The organism is Psychrobacter namhaensis, assembly GCF_016107545.1.
Taxonomy (GTDB): Bacteria; Pseudomonadota; Gammaproteobacteria; order Pseudomonadales; family Moraxellaceae; genus Psychrobacter; species Psychrobacter namhaensis.
Genome location: NZ_JABASS010000002.1, coordinates 355,089 through 371,821, shown reverse-complemented (window position 1 = coordinate 371,821; position 16,733 = coordinate 355,089). Strand labels below are relative to the sequence as shown.

The following is a 16,733-nucleotide window of genomic DNA, read 5'->3' as shown; positions in this document are numbered from 1 at the left end:
AAGTTTGTGGGATAAATAACGGCAACTAGAATACAAAAAAGATAAAGCAAACTATCGTATAACACCTGTGCCCCAAACCGCTTTTTACATTTGTAAAATGGGCGAATCTTGCGCACCATTGGAGGTCTATTTCGTATATTGACAGCTCGCTATAATGCTTGGCATCATAGCATATTTTTTGTCAAACTGCCTTTATCTTACTCTGACTTGCGGCCATAATTTCAAACATAATCATCAACGACAGCGCGCAATAATAGTCGCTATCGTCTCGTTTTAGGTCGCACTGATCTTAAAAGCGATGAGCATTATACTTTGGAAGTACGGTCAGTATTAATATGAGAGGCCGTTACGGTATTGTCTAACTCCACCTCTGTCTTAAACCGCGTTAAACGCAGGGCATTCATCAATACTGAAATGGAGCTGAGCGCCATCGCAGCGGCGGCAATCATAGGATTTAAAAAGCCCAAGGCGGCAAGCGGAATACCAAGGCAGTTATAAATAAAGGCAAAAAATAGATTTTGCTTGATGTTGCGTAGCGTTGCTTGCGCAATTTTTTGCGCCGCATCGATGTGCATGAGCGACTCACCCATCAAGCGAGCAGACGCACTGTGCTGTGCCACATCAGTGCCTTCGAACATCGCAAAGCTGGCGTCTGCGGTTGCCATCGCTGGCGCATCATTAACCCCGTCTCCTGCCATCGCCACTTTATGGCCTGCCGTTTGCAATAAAGCAATTTGACTGGCTTTATCCCGTGGACTCATTTTCCCATACGCTTGTTTGATCCCTAGCTGTCCTGCCACATGGTCGACGACCGACTGTTTATCACCGCTCATTAAAATAACCTTGATACCAGCCTCTTGTAGGGCGGTAATGGCTTGCGGCGTATCCGCCTTTAAATCATCAGCCAGAGCAAACGCACCCAGCGCTTCGTCATTCACGCTAATCGCAACGGTACTGGCAATTTGCCATACTTTTGGCATAAACTTTGGCAAGGTCAAGTTAGCAAACTCTGCTGTACCGACTTTTATCAGCCCAAGTCCTTCTATATTTGCTTGAATACCCGCGCCTTTCACCACGCTAATGTCGCTCACGTTTAACAGCGGCAAGTGACGCTCTGCGGCCGTATTGATGAGCGCAGTGGCTAGTGGATGGCTGGCGTGCGCCTCGACACTGGCGGCAATCTGTAAAACATCATCGACCGCCAAAGACTTATCAACCATGACATGATCGACAATAGAGGGTTTACCGACAGTCAAAGTACCTGTTTTATCAAGCACGACCGTATCGATGTTACCTGCGGCTTCAAGACTTTGCGCGTCCTTAAACCAAACACCATGGCGCGCCGCCACACCCATACCCGCCATGATCGCTGCTGGCGTGGCCAAACCAAGCGCACATGGACAAGCAATGACCAGTACAGACACTGCATGCATCAAGGCGGTATCAACCATGCCTGTCAGCCACCATGTCACGGCAAAAGTCACCAGAGCAATGGCAACGACCACGGGGACAAAGACAGCCGTTACTCTGTCAGCAAGACGTGCCAAATTCGCTTTTGAGCCTTGAGCGTCACTCAGCGCTTGTACCATATCACCAAGTTTGGTATCGCTCCCTTTGGCACTGACACGGTATAATAGGCTGCCATTTTCTACCAAAGCCCCTGCCAACAAGCCATCGCCCACTTCTTTTTTTAGTGGCACGGACTCACCCGTTAAATGACTCTCCACGCACCAGCCGCTACCGTCAATCACCGTTCCATCGGTTGCGACACGGCTGCCTTGCTTGGCGCGCAAAATATCACCCACTTGTATGTCTTTAAGAGCAACATTATGAAAGTCACCGTTTGGTTGCTGCTGCTCAACCTCATCGGGGGTCAATGACAGCAGCAAATCAATGCTGTTTAAACTGTGCTTTTTGGTGCGTTCTTCCAGATATTTACCAGTGCGCACAAAAGCAATGACCATCACACCTGCTTCAAAATACACAGCTGGGCTGTTACTGACACCATGACCGCCAGCATGACTGTTTTGCAGCAAACTGTTTAAGCTGCCATCGCCATGAGTCAGCCACAAGTAGGTTGAATAAGCCCAAATCGTCACCGTGCCAATGACGACCAGCACATCCATATTGGCAAGGCCGCCTTTGATGGACGCCCAAGCGCTTTTATAGAACGGCAAAGCAAAGCCAAACTGTACAATCGTCGCTAAGACAAACTGTATCCAAATAGGCGGCATCCACGCCATACCCTGACCGATAAGCATGCCCGCCATACCGACTAAAAATGGCAGTAAACAAATCCACAAACCAATCAATCGCCATGGGTATTGGGTGGCTGTGTCTTCATCCGTCTGTGAAAACAGACTATCAGCTGCCTGCAAATTGGCAACAAAACCCGTTTTGTTCACCCACTCTGTGATCTGCTCTGGTGTCGTCTGCGCCGGATCATAGTCCACATTGGCGGTCTCTCCTGCAAAGTTCACATTCACGTCATACACTGAAGGCTTTTTATTAAGTACCTTCTCAATACGGGACGCACAAGCCTGACAGCTCATACCATCGATCGCCAGCTGTAGATGCGCTCGCTGCGGCGTCAGTTGCGTACTGGATTGAATATCAGTGTCGACATCGTAAGGGTTTGGGTTATCGGTACGGGTAGAATCATTCATAAAGAGCACTCGCCATAGCATTTATAAATTGGTATGGGTATAAAAAATCAGGGGATGGAGGAGTCTAAAACAACCAGTGGCTCACGCTAAATTTAGTGTTTTTTTAATTGTGTAGGCCGAGTTGAGCAGTCACAAGCAGGCCATGCTAATTGCGACTAATTTTTAACCACTAAAAAACCAGCCATGATAGCTGGTTTTTTAAGTGAACGACAAAATCTACGAATTAGCCACTGTGGCATCAAATCCAGCGTCATCGATTACAGAAGCAATGGCCTCTATACTGGTCTTGCTATCATCGAAAGTCACTGTCGCTAGCTTATCAGCCAGATCAACTGTGATCGTGTCTATGCCGTCAATATCAGCAGTAGCAGTATGGACGCTTGCCACACAGCCCCCGCAAGTCATGCCGTCAATTTGAATAATACGTGTTTGGCTTGCCATGTCAGGCTCCTTATTTTTATGAATACACAAACTGCTTTTATAATGGGCTTTTATTAACCTATTAAAAAAGCACTAAACTAGCATAAGCCGAATTGCCATCAACAACAAGGCTATTTGGTTGTTCATTTATTAAGAAAACCCGACTTAGCAGACTCTGACAATCGTATTTAATTATCATAACGTGGGTTTTGCGGGGCATCGATAGGAAACGGTTGGGTCACATAATCAACCATACTAATCGCCGCCGTCAAAGCATGAATACTGGTATCTGTATCATCATAGCGTACGGTAGCGATGTTACTGGCTTTATCTAGCTCAATAGCCGTCACGCCTGAGATATTTTTTAACGCCGTCATGATGCTATCGATCCCTTCGGCATCATCAATGTTTTCGATACTTACCTGCGCCATTCGCATCGCCATCGTTTTCTCCTAATATCATTTAGTATCATGAACGGTATTAATGGGTATCGAGTGTCTCAAAACCCTTGACCAAATCATCTATCTGCTTAAGCTGACGCAAAAACGGCTCTAACTGGCTCATTCTCAAGGCACAGGGACCATCGCATTTTGCCGCTTCTGGATTTGGATGCGCCTCTAAAAATAGTCCGGCCAATCCGGTTGCCATACCCGCACGTGCCAGCGTGGTAATTTGCTCTCGGCGTCCCCCCGCACTATCACTACGTGCCCCTGGTTGCTGCAAGCTATGCGTCACATCAAAGAACACCGGGATATTCATTTGCTTCATCGTATCAAAACCAAGCATATCCACCACAAGGTTGTTATAGCCAAAGGCACTACCGCGCTCACAAAGTATGAGTTTATCGTTACCACCTTCAAGGCATTTATTGACAATATGGCGCATCTCATGTGGCGCTAAAAACTGGGCTTTTTTGATGTTAATAATCGCATCCGTCTTAGCCATCGCATGCACCAAATCCGTCTGACGGGATAAAAACGCAGGCAGCTGGATAATATCGGCGACTTCAGCGACTGGTGCTGCTTGATGGGGCTCATGTACGTCTGTAATAATCGGTACTTGGTATTTCTCTTTGATTTGTCCGAGCCAATCGATACCCTGCGCGAGTCCAGGGCCCCGATAAGAGTGCAAGCTTGAGCGATTGGCCTTATCAAAGCTGGCTTTAAACACATAACCGATACCCAAGCGTTGACATATCTCAACGTATTGCTCGGCAATCTCGAACGCAAGCTCTTTGGACTCTAAGACATTCATACCACCAAACAACACAAATGGCTGATCATTACCAATGTTGATGATGTTATGATCAGGCGTCTTAAGCGCAATGTGTGACTGTGCTGTCAATAAGTTTTCCATTCAGCCGTTTTCCTCTTTATTGTTATCAATGGTTCTATCTTATATTGTAACCGATAGCGCCGTTAAAAAAAGTGTTCAAGCGTAATTCCCTACTGTCAATGGTTATAAAGCGATCAATCACAAGAGTTACCACACGTGAACGGCCGTATCTCACCCTAAATACGGGCTAAAAAAAAGACCGATCCGAAGATCAGTCTTTTTTAGGATAGACAGAATGATATTATTTCAATGACTACTTGGCTTCGCTAAAGTTTTTCGCAGCTTTTACAAAGCTATTAAACAGTGGGTGACCACCGCGTGGAGAGCTAGTAAATTCAGGATGGAACTGTACTGCAATAAACCATGGATGCTCGCTAATCTCAACCGACTCTACCAGATGCTGCTTAGCAGAATAACCAGATATCGCCATACCTGCTTGCTCTAATGGCTCGATATAGCGGTTATTCATCTCATAACGATGGCGATGACGCTCAGTAATATTAACTGCACCATAGATCTGGGCAAGCTTGCTACCAGCGACCAATTCGGCTTGCTGTGCACCTAGACGCATGGTACCGCCAAGGTCAGAGTCATCACTACGAATCTGTAGCTCACCGCGCTCATCTAACCATTCAGTGATGAGGCCAATGATAGGCTCTGCCGTTTTGCGATCAAACTCAGAAGAGTTGGCATTAATCTGAAGTACGTTACGCGCGTACTCAATCACAGCCAGCTGCATACCAAGGCAGATACCCAAATACGGCACATGGTTTTCACGCGCATAAGTAATGGCTTTTATTTTGCCATTAGTGCCGCGCTCACCAAAACCGCCCGGCACTAAAATCGCATCGGCATCGCTCAGACGGGCAAATAACTGCTCGTCGCTTTCTAAAAGCTCGGCATCAATATAGTCGATTTTGACGTCGGCTTTATGCGTGATACCTGCATGCAGCAATGCTTCATTGATAGACTTATAGGCGTCAGGTAACTCGACATACTTACCAACCATCGCAACAGTAAGCGTTGCTTCAGGATTCAGCTGGGCTTCTACCACTTTGTCCCAATCACTCAAATCAGCTTCTGGCACATCAAGGCCAAAACGCTCACAGATCAAATCATCAAGGTCTTGCTCATGCAGCGTACGGGGTATTTGATAAATACTTTGCGCATCTTCACACATAATGACCGCACGCTCTTCAACGTTGGTGAACAGCGCAATCTTACGACGATTGTCTTGTGAGATATGATGATCAGAGCGGCAGATTAAGATATCAGGCTGCAAACCGATAGACCGCAGCTCTTTTACCGAATGCTGTGTTGGTTTGGTTTTGGTCTCACCCGCACTCGCGATGTAAGGCACTAGCGTCAAATGCATGAGCATGGCTCTATTGCGGCCAAGCTCTACTTGCATCTGGCGCACTGCTTCCATAAAAGGAAGGGATTCGATATCACCAACCGTGCCGCCAATCTCGATAATAGCGATGTCGTAACCTTCGCCACTGGCCAAGATTTTGCTTTTGATCTCATCAGTGATGTGCGGGATGACCTGTACGGTACCGCCAAGGTATTCACCGCGGCGCTCTTTGTTGAGCACGTTTTGATAGATGCGGCCACTGGTAAAATTATTGCTCTTACTCATTTTTGAATGGCGTAAAAAGCGCTCGTAGTAGCCCAAATCTAAATCTGTCTCTGCGCCATCTTCGGTCACAAACACTTCACCATGCTGAAACGGACTCATCGTACCTGGATCGACATTAATATATGGATCCATTTTGGTCATCGTGACGGTCACGCCACGTGCTTCTAAGACCGCTGCAAGCGAGGCTGCGGTGATACCTTTTCCTAGTGAGGACACTACCCCACCGGTCACAAATATAAACTTGGTCATAGTACTCTGTCGGTAATTGGTAAAGAAGGATTTTACTAAAAATACACCCAAAAATATAGGGCAAAAGCACAAACTCTTTGAAACTCTTCGTTTTTAGCGTGTGTCTAAGTGTGTGCCTAGTATAACCCACCACTTAAGGATAAAAGGCGCAACAAAAAAACTCACCCCGAAGGATGAGTTTTTTAGAGTCAAGTGTTAATGGTTAGATTAGAATCTGTATTCTAGACCACCACCAACTACAAACACTTCACCATCGCCATAAGGGCCATAAGTTACGGTATCATCATTAATACTTACAGATCTAACATTGTCAGCGTTGTTCACACCAGCGTAAGCATGAGCAATGATGTTGTCTTTATAGAAGTACTTGCCACCAACAACGATCTGATCTGAATCAGCGTTATTCCAACCATTTAAGTTGTCAGTTTTGTTGTACTGCGTGTAGATGGTCGCTGGACGAGCAAAGTTAGACAGCGCCATGGCTGCACTAAGAACAAGACCTTTTTCGTCTTCATCACCTGAGCCAGCGCCGTCAAAATCAGCAACCTGATATAAAGCGCCTAATGTTACAGGGTAAGCAATATATTGGCTTAGGTCAGCAGTCGCTGTACCACGGATGATATCACCTTCGATATTTTGGTCTTTATCATAAGCAACACCAGCAGTGAAGCCTGTACCTTGATCAAACATCAAAGCAGCACCAAAACCATCATCTTTGTTACCGTTTGCTTCGTCAGAGCTGTACATAACAGCAAGTTCTAGTGGTAGGTTATTGTATTTAGGCGCTTTCCAGATGATTGAGCTGTTGATACGGCTACTATCAGCCATGTTTAAGCCACCAAAATCTTCATTTTCTTCAAGCTTGTTACCGCCTAAGTTATCCCAGTAGCCATCGTTTACAACCACGTTGTTTACGTAGTCTAAAGTAGATTGGTTTTTACCAGCACGCACTTCACCAAACTGCTTGTTTACCACACCAAGATACGTATCACGGTTAGTAAAGCCATCGCTATCGCCATCAACACGAGTACCGTACTCTAACTGATAGATAACATCAGTATTAGCAGTCAAGGCTTCAGAGCCTTTAAGACCGATACGTGAAGAATTAGAGTTGATTTCTACAGTGTCTTCGTCACGATCAGCACCAGGAAAATCTGAATCAAAATCAGCATTAACATAGTCAGCAGTAACGAATGCTTTACCATAAAGAGTTGGTGCGGCATTGGCTGCAGATACAGATAGGGCAGCAACTGCTGTAGCTAAAAGTAGTTTTTTCATGGGGTATCTCCACTTTACAATTTTAGTAATAAGCGAGCTATTATTAGCTGGTGCTCATAATGGTATCGTCACAAATCCTCAAAGATATAATGTGTAACTGGCTACCGAGATTAGTCAGAAACAAGTGTGGCGAAGTTCTATTACAGTAAGATGAAAAAAACCATGACTTACATAACTGGGATTAAAAACGTAACTGCCATGTAAACTTTGGTCTTTATCGCTCCGTTGCGTAACATCCGTTACCAAACTCATACTTCGAATACAAGCATAACAACTTTGACATAATTTGCAACATATTTTTTCGCTTTTTAAATGCCAGAATTTATGGATACTATGCCCATCATCCAGTACAGACACTTGCGAAAAAAACTTCTATCTAGTCAAAGAGATAAAGATATTATTGATTAGTATGATTACTAAGAAACTGAAATTCTTGTAATCAATACCCTAAGCTTGCCAAAAATAAGGCGCTACTTATTCATTAATAAGTAGCGCCAAACAAAGTGACGAAGGACTATTCAGTACCTGTAAAAACCAGCAAATCGACTTAGACGTTAGCTTTTAAATCAAGACGTGCTTGGTGCAATAACGGCTCAGTATAGCCACTAGGTTGCTCACGACCTTTAAAGACCAAATCACAGGCTGCCTTGAAAGCATAAGAGTTATCAAAGTCATTTGCCATCGGTTGATAGTCACTATCGCCCGCGTTTTGCTCATCAACCACTTTTGCCATGCGTTTCATGGTATCCATCACTTGCTGTTCGCTAACCACATCATGGTGCAGCCAGTTGGCAATGTGCTGGCTTGAAATACGCAACGTTGCACGATCTTCCATGAGCCCAACATCATTGATATCAGGTACCTTAGAGCAACCCACCCCTTGGTTTACCCAACGTACCACATAACCTAAGATGCCCTGAGCATTGTTCTCAAGCTCTTGCTGCTTTTGTTCTTCTGTCCAATTGGTGTCTTTTGCCAATGGAATGGTCAAAATATCATCCAAGCTGGCACGTTTGCGTGACTTTAGGCTGTCTTGTACGTCAGCGACGCTCACTTGATGATAGTGCATGCTGTGCAAGGTTGCCCCTGTTGGTGATGGGACCCATGCAGTCGTAGCACCAGACTTGGGATGCGCCGCCTTAGTATCCATCATCTCTTTCATTTCATCAGGTTTGGCCCACATGCCTTTACCAATCTGTGCACGACCTTGTAGTCCGGTCTCTAGACCGATATCAACGTTCCACTGCTCGTAAGCGGGCTGCCATGCTTGTGACTTCATTTCACCTTTTGGCACGAATGGGCCGGCATTCATGCTGGTATGCATCTCATCCCCAGTACGGTCTAAGAAGCCTGTGTTAATAAAGATAACGCGCTCTTTGGCTTGGCGAATGGCTTCTTTTAGATTGACCGTCATGCGGCGCTCTTCATCCATGATGCCAATTTTGAGGGTGTTGCGTTCTAAGCCTAATAAGTCTTCTGAGGCATCAAACAAGTCATTGGCCATTTTGACTTCTTCAGGGCCGTGCATTTTTGGCTTAACGATATACATCGAGCCTTTACGCGAGTTTGACAGCTCATTTTTGCCTTTTAGATCATTGAGTGACAATAACGGCGTAATCAAACCGTCCATCAGCCCTTCGAAAATCTCTTCTTGACCATCGCCCAAATCGACTAAGATTGCAGGGTTTTGCATCAAATGGCCCACATTACGGATGAGCAATAGCGAGCGACCTGGCAACGTCAGCTTGCCACCTTCTGGCGTATTGTACTCACGGTCTGGGTTTTGTTTGCGAGTGCGCGTCTTGCCACCTTTTTCAAAGGTTTCTTGCAAGTCGCCATTCATCAAACCGAGCCAGTTACGATAAACTTCCACTTTTTCTTCTGCATCGACGGCAGCAATGGAGTCTTCACAGTCTTGAATCGCCGTAATCGCCGACTCAAGAAGCACGTCTTTAATGTTTGCAGGATCGTCCTTACCAACGGGATGGCTGGCATCTATCTGAATCTCTGCATGCAAACCGTTGTGTTTTAACAAGATACCGGTTGGCTGTCCTGCATCGCCAACAAAACCAGCAAACTGAGCGGGGTCTTTTAGCTGAGTACTGTCATCACCTTGGACCACTACAAGCTTACCATCTTCCACTTTAAAGCCGGTCGCATCATTGTACGAGCCTGACGCTAACGCAAAGTTTTCATCTAGGAATTTTTTGGCGTAAGCCACAACCGCAGCGCCGCGAGTTGGGTTATACCCGCCTTTGGCTTCTTGACCATTTTCATCACTGATGACATCAGTACCATACAAAGCATCATACAGACTGCCCCAACGTGCGTTGGTTGCATTCAGCGCATAGCGAGCATTACGGACTGGCACGACTAACTGTGGCCCTGCGATGTGGGCAATTTCGTCATCGACATTTTCTGTGCTGACGGTAAAGTCGTCGCCTTCTGGCAACAGATACCCAATCTCTTGTAAGAATGTCTTATAAGCCGGGTAATCAATCTCGCCGTCTTTGGCAGGGTGCTCTAGGTGCCACTGATCGATCTGTGCTTGGATTTTGTCACGGGTTTCTAGCAGCGCTTTATTACGCGGCGTGAACTCTTTGATGACTTTTTCAAACCCTGACCAATAACTCTCTGAATCAACACCGACTTTTGGCAGCACTTCGTTTTCAATAAAGTCGTACAACTGCTGGTCGATGGCAAGAATGCCTTTTTGAATACGATTGGCGTTAGAAGACTGGCTCATATTGTTATCCTTATCTGTTCGTGAGGTGTGTAAAGACGAAGTTGCTACCGCAGTGATTGGACACTGTCGTTCGTAGGCTTAGGCATCTATTCCCAATTTAAATGACCTATTAAGCAAACTTACTGATTAAGTTATCATATAAGCTAACCGTGAATAGCGACTCAAGCGTTTAAACAGCCAAAACATTTATGCTCGTTCTACCTTGTCATAAAATATGCTCGGCCATACTAATTAAACGGTTTTGAAGAGACGGTAGCTAGATGACTGCTGGTTTATATCGTATCAGCAGTTGCTATAATGCTTGCCATTTACCATCAAGCGACATTTAATAGTAAGACAAAAAGCCGCTTAAGCAAAATCTCATCCTACTATCAAATAAAGAAATAAACAAGAAAACCTCATTTACTAAATAAATATTGGGGTTGTCTAATAATGATAACCTATACGCTATCAGCGTTATAGCACTTTCATACCTCTCACTAATGACACAGAGAGATCATACAGACAAACGATAAGTAATCATTAGCACAGTGACTGATACGTAAGCGTTATCTATTTAACTTTTTATGTGCGATCAAAAAGTCTTAAACACTCGACCATGACAGAAACCATATATAAAGAATCTATGAATAAAGAAACCATGAATAAAGACACTACCTATATAGGAAACGACAGTATGAGCGACAGCATTATTAGTGACAATATGAGTGATCACGGTACTGACGACAACAGTATGGCAGAAGATAGCGTCGACATCGCCCAATTGCGAACGCCTATAAAAGTAGACCTCTCCCCTGTTTATAATTTTTTGGGAGCTAGAACCACAGAGTCTTGGGTCAATGCAGCGATGGCAAATTTGCCTACTATTATCCAAGACCACGCCAACTGCGAAAAAAAAGCAGCCGGTACCGCTATGAATTTGATATTTCGTTATGAGTTTTCTTATGATTTACAGCGTAAATTGGCGCAGCTAATACGTGAGGAGATGCTCCATTATGAGCAAGTGCTGGGTATCATGAATGATCGTGGACAGGACTGGCAATACTTAAGTGCAGGCCGTTATGCCAAAGGTATGTTAAAACACAAGCGCACTTACGAGCCAGCAGCGATGGTAGATGTACTGATTATTGGGGCATTTATTGAAGCGCGTTCTTGCGAGCGGTTTGCGGCATTAGCAGAAGTTATCAACGATGAGCGCTTAGCAAAATACTATCGCTATTTATTGAAGTCAGAGAGCCGCCATTTTGAGGACTATTTAGCACTGGCGCAATCGCTGTCTGAAGACAATATTGATGAGAGAGTGGGATTTTTTAAAGCAGTAGAAGCCGAGTTGATTTCCAGTCCAGATACTAAGTTGCGCTTTCACAGCGGCACTCCTGCTTAATATCAGCTTGTTGTCCCCTTTCTTAAACGTACAAAAATCTTATACATATAAAAAAAGAGGCAAGCACTGAGCAAGTGCTTGCCCCTCCATATCTCTTCTTGAAAGAGGGGTAAAACTGGCTTCTATTGTATTGACTTTTGCAACGTAAAAAATTTGGACAATGACATATTACTTATCATTTTCCATTAACGGACTATCATACTGTTTATTATCTTTGGCAATATTATGCGGATCATGATCATCAGTTGCTCTTTCTGCAGCAGCGGGATTGGCCTTTTGTAGGGCATCGTCAGGCACGATACCATTATTGTCATCCGCGTCTCTTAGCTTGCGATCTTCATTAATAATTTGTTTGTCATCTGGTATGCTCATTTTTATTCCTTAAGATATATTCCTTGTTGATACGTCTTTTTCAAAATACCCATTTCATCTATCGGATACTGTCCTTCTCGTCAGGATTCAGCACGCGGGTCTGAGCATTATCTATATTGGCATAGCGATTCATATCATTGATCTTTTGGCTATCAGGCGACTCACTACCCACGGTTTTTTCATTAATATTATCGTCAAAGCCGTTGCCTTTTTGATCGCGGCGATCAGGCTGGCGTGCTGGATTATCGTCATCATTGACGTGTTCTGAGTCGACTATCCCTTCTTCAAAAGTATCCGTCCCTTTATTTTCAGTGATATTCTCTTCAAGCTCGTCATGATTATCAGGATGGGTGTTCACCGTCTGCGCCTCGCCCAATGTTTGATGGTTATCGGTTTCTGTGATTCGAGTTTTACTTAAGGCTGGATCTTTGGTTTCCATGGTTGGTTCCTTATAATTATTATGTGTCTCTTTTAGACAGCTAAAGCACTACTAACAGTAGCTAGTAGCTACTCATTGCCATCTTGGCTTAAATCATGAGCGTTTAAATTTGCAACGTTTTTACCACCTGCTGGCAGATTTTCTTCTTTACGCGGATCCACGTAGACTTCATCCGTCTCTTCTGAGGCTTGCTGAGGCCCATCTATATCCGGTTCGTATTTTCGGCCTTCATAACTGTTTTTTGGATTGGCCGGTTGCCCTGTAGCAGGATCTTGGATAGGGACAGCTTCCTCGTCATTGGGTTGCGTATTCTTTGGGGGGATAGGGTTTGACATAATGGACACCTCACCGTGGTGGTTAGAAAAGTCAGTTAAAAGACTGCGGCTATGACTGCTCAGACAAGCGTAGATAAAAATTACTTATCTGTACGCAAGTCGTCTTCGATAAAAGGCGTTTGCTCTGTTCCATCTAGCTGTTCAGGCGCATCTACTTTTTTGCTCTCTTCAAGGTTTTTTTCAATTTGTTGCTTATCCGCTTGTTCAGCGGCTTTTTTCACATCGGAGGTATCATTATTTGTATTACTCATGGCAAGTTCCTGTTTTTATAGTAGGTTAATTACTTATTTTTTATAGGTCTATATATTTATAGTACTGTATAACAGCTATCCATTTTCTTATAAGCTCACCTTCTAGATTCGAAAGTGGTAATCGCTGCTATAGATGTGTCATCACTACCTTTCAGTATAAGGAGCATGTTGCAAAAGCTACCAGTGTACTGCCGTATCAATATGTGAATAAATGTGAGGTTACAAGACAGTTTGTAACTTTGGGATAGCCTTTGGAATAACCAGCACAAAAAAACCAAGCACTGAGGTGTGTCAGTGCTTGGTTCTCGGCGTCTCTTAACTACGCTCCCTTCACCACACAATTAGCTATCCTTTTAACACTACATGATCTCTTTGAATAGACGAAACGGCGACTTATACGTTATTAATGACTTTTAGCAAGTATTCTTGGGCGCTGTGCGGGGTTTCGCTGTCTGCTGGCTGCAGCTGTTGCCAGACACCATTACCATCTAACGTCCATGCTTGCGTATTGTCTTTTAGATAATTGAGTAGTCCATCTTGATAAACTTGCTTAAATAACTTTTTGTCTTCAATTGGAAACGCCACTTCCACGCGGTGGAACAAGTTACGATCCATCCAGTCAGCACTACCGCAATACAAGCGCTCATCACCGTTATTATAGAAATAATAAACACGCGTGTGCTCCAAAAAACGACCAATAACAGAGCGCACGGTGATGTTTTCAGACAACCCTTTTACTTGTGGGCGCAGGCAGCACATAGAGCGTAAAATCAGCTCAATTTTAACCCCTGCTTGCGAGGCGTCATACAACTTACCGATGAGGCGACGTTCAGTTAGGGCGTTGACCTTAACAATAAGGTGGGCACGTTTTCCTGCCTTTGCATGAGCGATTTCATCATCAATAAAGCTCATCAACTTATCATGCAAGGTAAATGGCGCATGCAAGAGCTTTTTGAGATTGGCAGGCTTGCCCATCCCTGTCAGCTCTTGAAAGATATTGTGCACGTCTTCTGAAATATCAGGATCTGCGCTAAATAAGCCGTAATCCGTATAAACCTTGGCATTGGCCGCATGATAATTACCCGTCCCTAAATGCACATAGCGGCGAATCCGGTCATCCTCACGGCGTACGATTAGCATCAGCTTGGCGTGGGTTTTGTAGCCGACGATACCATAGACCACGACCGCGCCAGCTTCTTGTAAGTAGTTGGCAACTGCAATATTGGAGGCTTCATCAAAGCGGGCACGTAGCTCAATGACGGCCGTCACTTCCTTGCCATTACGGGCAGCAGCGGCAAGCGCCTTGACGATCTCTGAATTGGTGCCTGAGCGGTATAAGGTTTGCTTGATCGCTAGCACTTTTGGGTCGCTCGCAGCCTGCCACAATAGGCTAACAATAGGCGAAAACGCATGAAAAGGATGGTGCACCAGCACATCACTTTTGCGCATCGCCGCAAACATACTGGTCGCTTTATCCAGTTTATCCATCTCACGGCGAAACTCTTTTGGTATCACCTGCGTAAAAGGCTGATAACGCAGTGCTGGGATATTAAAATCAAACAGCAGACGCGTTAAATTGACAGGGCCATTGACACGGTACAACTGATTGTCGTGCAGCTCAAACTCATTGAGCAAATACTCACTGATGTGTGTTGGACAGTCGGTGGTGACCTCAAGACGTACTTTATCACCAAAACGGCGGTTTTCCAGCTCGCCCTCCAGCGCTTTGGCAATATCCTCGACATCATCGGCCAAGTCTAAATCAGCGTTACGTGTGAGTCTGAACTGATGACAACCCGTCACATTCATCCCAGGAAATAGTTCACCGATATGCTCATGAATGATGGCAGATAGCATGACGTGATGCTCTTTACCACCAGTTAACTCATCAGGCAGACGAATCACACGCGGCAAACTGCGCGGCGCTGGCACAATCGCCAAATTGATATCACGACCAAAGGCATCTTTGCCTTCTAATGTTGCAATAAAGTTTAAGCTCTTATTGACCAGACGTGGAAACGGATGGGCAGGATCAATGCTAATCGGCGTCAATACTGGGGATACTTGCTCCGTAAAATAGCGCTTCATCCAAGCAGATTGCTCAGCATTTAGCTCATCACGTTTTAGGTAACGAATGTCTTCCTTAGCAAGGGCGGGTAAGATATCTTCATTAAGAATACGATATTGCTCATTGATTGCATCGTGCGTTACTGTCGAGATCTCGTTAAGCACTTCACTAGGACGCATACCATGCGCACTGGTCGATACATCGCCAATATTGAGCTTTTGCATGATACCGGCGACACGAATCTCAAAAAACTCATCGATGTTTGATGAAAAAATAATCAAGAAAAATAAACGCTCAAGTAGCGGATGCCGAGGACTGGCGGCCTGTGCTAAGACACGTAGATGGAACTGTAATAAAGACAAGTCGCGATTGATATAACTGCTGGGTGAATAGCTGCCATCTTCTGAGCGTTGCCATGCCACCTCGGCCAGATTCTCATCGCCTCTGCTGGTTTGGGCATTGACACTCACACCCATATTATCAACATCAATGACGTTATTGACCTCACCACCATTGTCTTGTTTGTCATTCACATCCACCACGTCACTACTCCTTTTGCCTGATCGATACGCCATCATTTTTTATACTAATCGTTAAAACCGTTTTGTCCTACCTTTATTTAGCACAGCGATTGATGAAAAACATCTTACCACTACTCAACTTCCATCTCACACAAATAGTACCTTAAGCTGATTGAGGTAACGCTGCATTTTTCATACGTTTTTTGATAATACGCTGTTTATTGCGCAGGCTTCTGTCACCTTGGTTGTCTTCATAGTACTTTGGGTTAGTCAGCATAGCGATAAGCAAGGCTGATTCATCGCGATTCAGGTTGGCCGCTGACTTATCAAAGTAGTGCTGCGCCGCCGCTTCGATACCATAAATACCATTGCCAAACTCTGCCACATTGAGATAAGCGGTCAAGATACGCGTCTTATCCCACAACGTCTCAATCATTAATGTGATCACTGCTTCTTCGGCTTTACGAACGTACGAGCGATGGGAGGTCAAAAACAAATTTTTTGCCAACTGCTGCGTAATCGTTGAGCCACCCGCTGACATCTTACCTGTCTCTTCGTTTTTCTTACGGGCAGCCTCGATACCTTTAAAATCAAAGCCACTATGCTGGCTAAACGTCGAGTCTTCACTCACTATCGCGGCTTGCTTGGCAGATTTTGCAATCGCATCGTACTCTGTCCAAGTCTGAGTAACCGTACCACCTGTTAAACGATGGGTCAGCATAAACATGCTGTTGTTAATAGGCTGCGTTTTCCAAATTAACAGCAGACCTGCGACCAACACATGGAATGCGACCACTAACAACATGATTGCCAATAATAGTCGTTTAATAAATTTGCTAAAACTTGCCATGCGAGATACCCAAGTGATTGAAAAGATAATAAGATAAAGTAGGACGCTATTCGTCAAAAACGTGAAGCCAATAACGATGACGCACTAATTAAAAACAGCAGGTCATCTTACCTAATCTCACAATCGCTGTCATTATTTACCCCACTTCTTTATCATGTCATAAAGGCCAAACAATATTCA

The 16,733-nt window shown here is 44.6% G+C and carries 14 protein-coding genes; 1 reads left to right on the top strand and 13 read right to left on the bottom strand.

The annotated features are described in order from the left end of the window. Window positions 1-305: 305 nt before the first annotated feature. The 7 genes from JFC06_RS03515 to JFC06_RS03485 all read right to left on the bottom strand — a co-directional run bounded on the left by JFC06_RS03515 (window position 306) and on the right by JFC06_RS03485 (window position 10,333). A complete protein-coding gene (locus tag JFC06_RS03515; protein ID WP_198333988.1) occupies window positions 306-2,666 on the bottom strand; it encodes a heavy metal translocating P-type ATPase in 2,361 nt (786 codons plus the stop codon). 216 nt (window positions 2,667-2,882) lie between these two features. Beyond that, window positions 2,883-3,107: a heavy-metal-associated domain-containing protein gene (locus JFC06_RS03510; protein ID WP_198333987.1), complete on the bottom strand. Its 225-nt coding sequence runs from the start codon at window positions 3,105-3,107 to the stop codon at window positions 2,883-2,885. Between the two features lie 167 nt (window positions 3,108-3,274). Continuing rightward, window positions 3,275-3,529, bottom strand: a complete 255-nt coding sequence (locus JFC06_RS03505; protein WP_193006104.1) for a heavy-metal-associated domain-containing protein — start codon at window positions 3,527-3,529, stop codon at window positions 3,275-3,277. A gap of 37 nt (window positions 3,530-3,566) precedes the next feature. Further along, window positions 3,567-4,442 (bottom strand): 3-deoxy-8-phosphooctulonate synthase, encoded by an 876-nt coding sequence (gene kdsA, locus JFC06_RS03500; RefSeq protein WP_198333986.1) that lies wholly within the window; start codon window positions 4,440-4,442, stop codon window positions 3,567-3,569. Window positions 4,443-4,674: 232 nt separating this feature from the next. Continuing rightward, the gene (locus tag JFC06_RS03495) at window positions 4,675-6,309 is read right to left on the bottom strand and encodes a CTP synthase (protein WP_193006102.1); all 1,635 of its coding nucleotides are present in this window, start codon (window positions 6,307-6,309) and stop codon (window positions 4,675-4,677) included. Between the two features lie 207 nt (window positions 6,310-6,516). Then, window positions 6,517-7,587: a porin gene (locus JFC06_RS03490; RefSeq protein ID WP_198333985.1), complete on the bottom strand. Its 1,071-nt coding sequence runs from the start codon at window positions 7,585-7,587 to the stop codon at window positions 6,517-6,519. A gap of 547 nt (window positions 7,588-8,134) precedes the next feature. After that, window positions 8,135-10,333, bottom strand: coding sequence for a malate synthase G (locus JFC06_RS03485; RefSeq protein ID WP_198333984.1), 2,199 nt, complete (start codon window positions 10,331-10,333; stop codon window positions 8,135-8,137). A 733-nt stretch (window positions 10,334-11,066) separates the two neighbouring features. Between JFC06_RS03485 and miaE the strand changes: the two genes are divergently transcribed. Beyond that, window positions 11,067-11,717: a tRNA-(ms[2]io[6]A)-hydroxylase gene (gene miaE / locus JFC06_RS03480; RefSeq protein ID WP_227670163.1), complete on the top strand. Its 651-nt coding sequence runs from the start codon at window positions 11,067-11,069 to the stop codon at window positions 11,715-11,717. A gap of 168 nt (window positions 11,718-11,885) precedes the next feature. On the opposite strand, the gene JFC06_RS03475 is transcribed toward miaE, so the two are convergent. The 6 genes from JFC06_RS03475 to mtgA form a co-directional block, all read right to left on the bottom strand. Beyond that, window positions 11,886-12,089 (bottom strand): hypothetical protein, encoded by a 204-nt coding sequence (locus tag JFC06_RS03475; RefSeq protein ID WP_193006099.1) that lies wholly within the window; start codon window positions 12,087-12,089, stop codon window positions 11,886-11,888. Between the two features lie 58 nt (window positions 12,090-12,147). After that, window positions 12,148-12,528 (bottom strand): hypothetical protein, encoded by a 381-nt coding sequence (locus JFC06_RS03470; RefSeq protein ID WP_198333983.1) that lies wholly within the window; start codon window positions 12,526-12,528, stop codon window positions 12,148-12,150. A 68-nt stretch (window positions 12,529-12,596) separates the two neighbouring features. Beyond that, entirely contained in the window at window positions 12,597-12,863 is a 267-nt protein-coding gene (locus JFC06_RS03465) for a hypothetical protein (protein WP_198333982.1), read from the bottom strand. Between the two features lie 80 nt (window positions 12,864-12,943). Next, window positions 12,944-13,114 carry a hypothetical protein gene (locus tag JFC06_RS03460; protein ID WP_193006096.1) on the bottom strand — a complete coding sequence of 57 codons (171 nt, stop codon included), beginning with the start codon at window positions 13,112-13,114 and terminating at the stop codon, window positions 12,944-12,946. Between the two features lie 393 nt (window positions 13,115-13,507). Continuing rightward, window positions 13,508-15,658: a polyphosphate kinase 1 gene (ppk1, locus tag JFC06_RS03455; RefSeq protein WP_227670162.1), complete on the bottom strand. Its 2,151-nt coding sequence runs from the start codon at window positions 15,656-15,658 to the stop codon at window positions 13,508-13,510. A 208-nt stretch (window positions 15,659-15,866) separates the two neighbouring features. Then, window positions 15,867-16,553 carry a monofunctional biosynthetic peptidoglycan transglycosylase gene (gene mtgA, locus JFC06_RS03450; protein ID WP_198333981.1) on the bottom strand — a complete coding sequence of 229 codons (687 nt, stop codon included), beginning with the start codon at window positions 16,551-16,553 and terminating at the stop codon, window positions 15,867-15,869. Window positions 16,554-16,733: the final 180 nt, after the last annotated feature.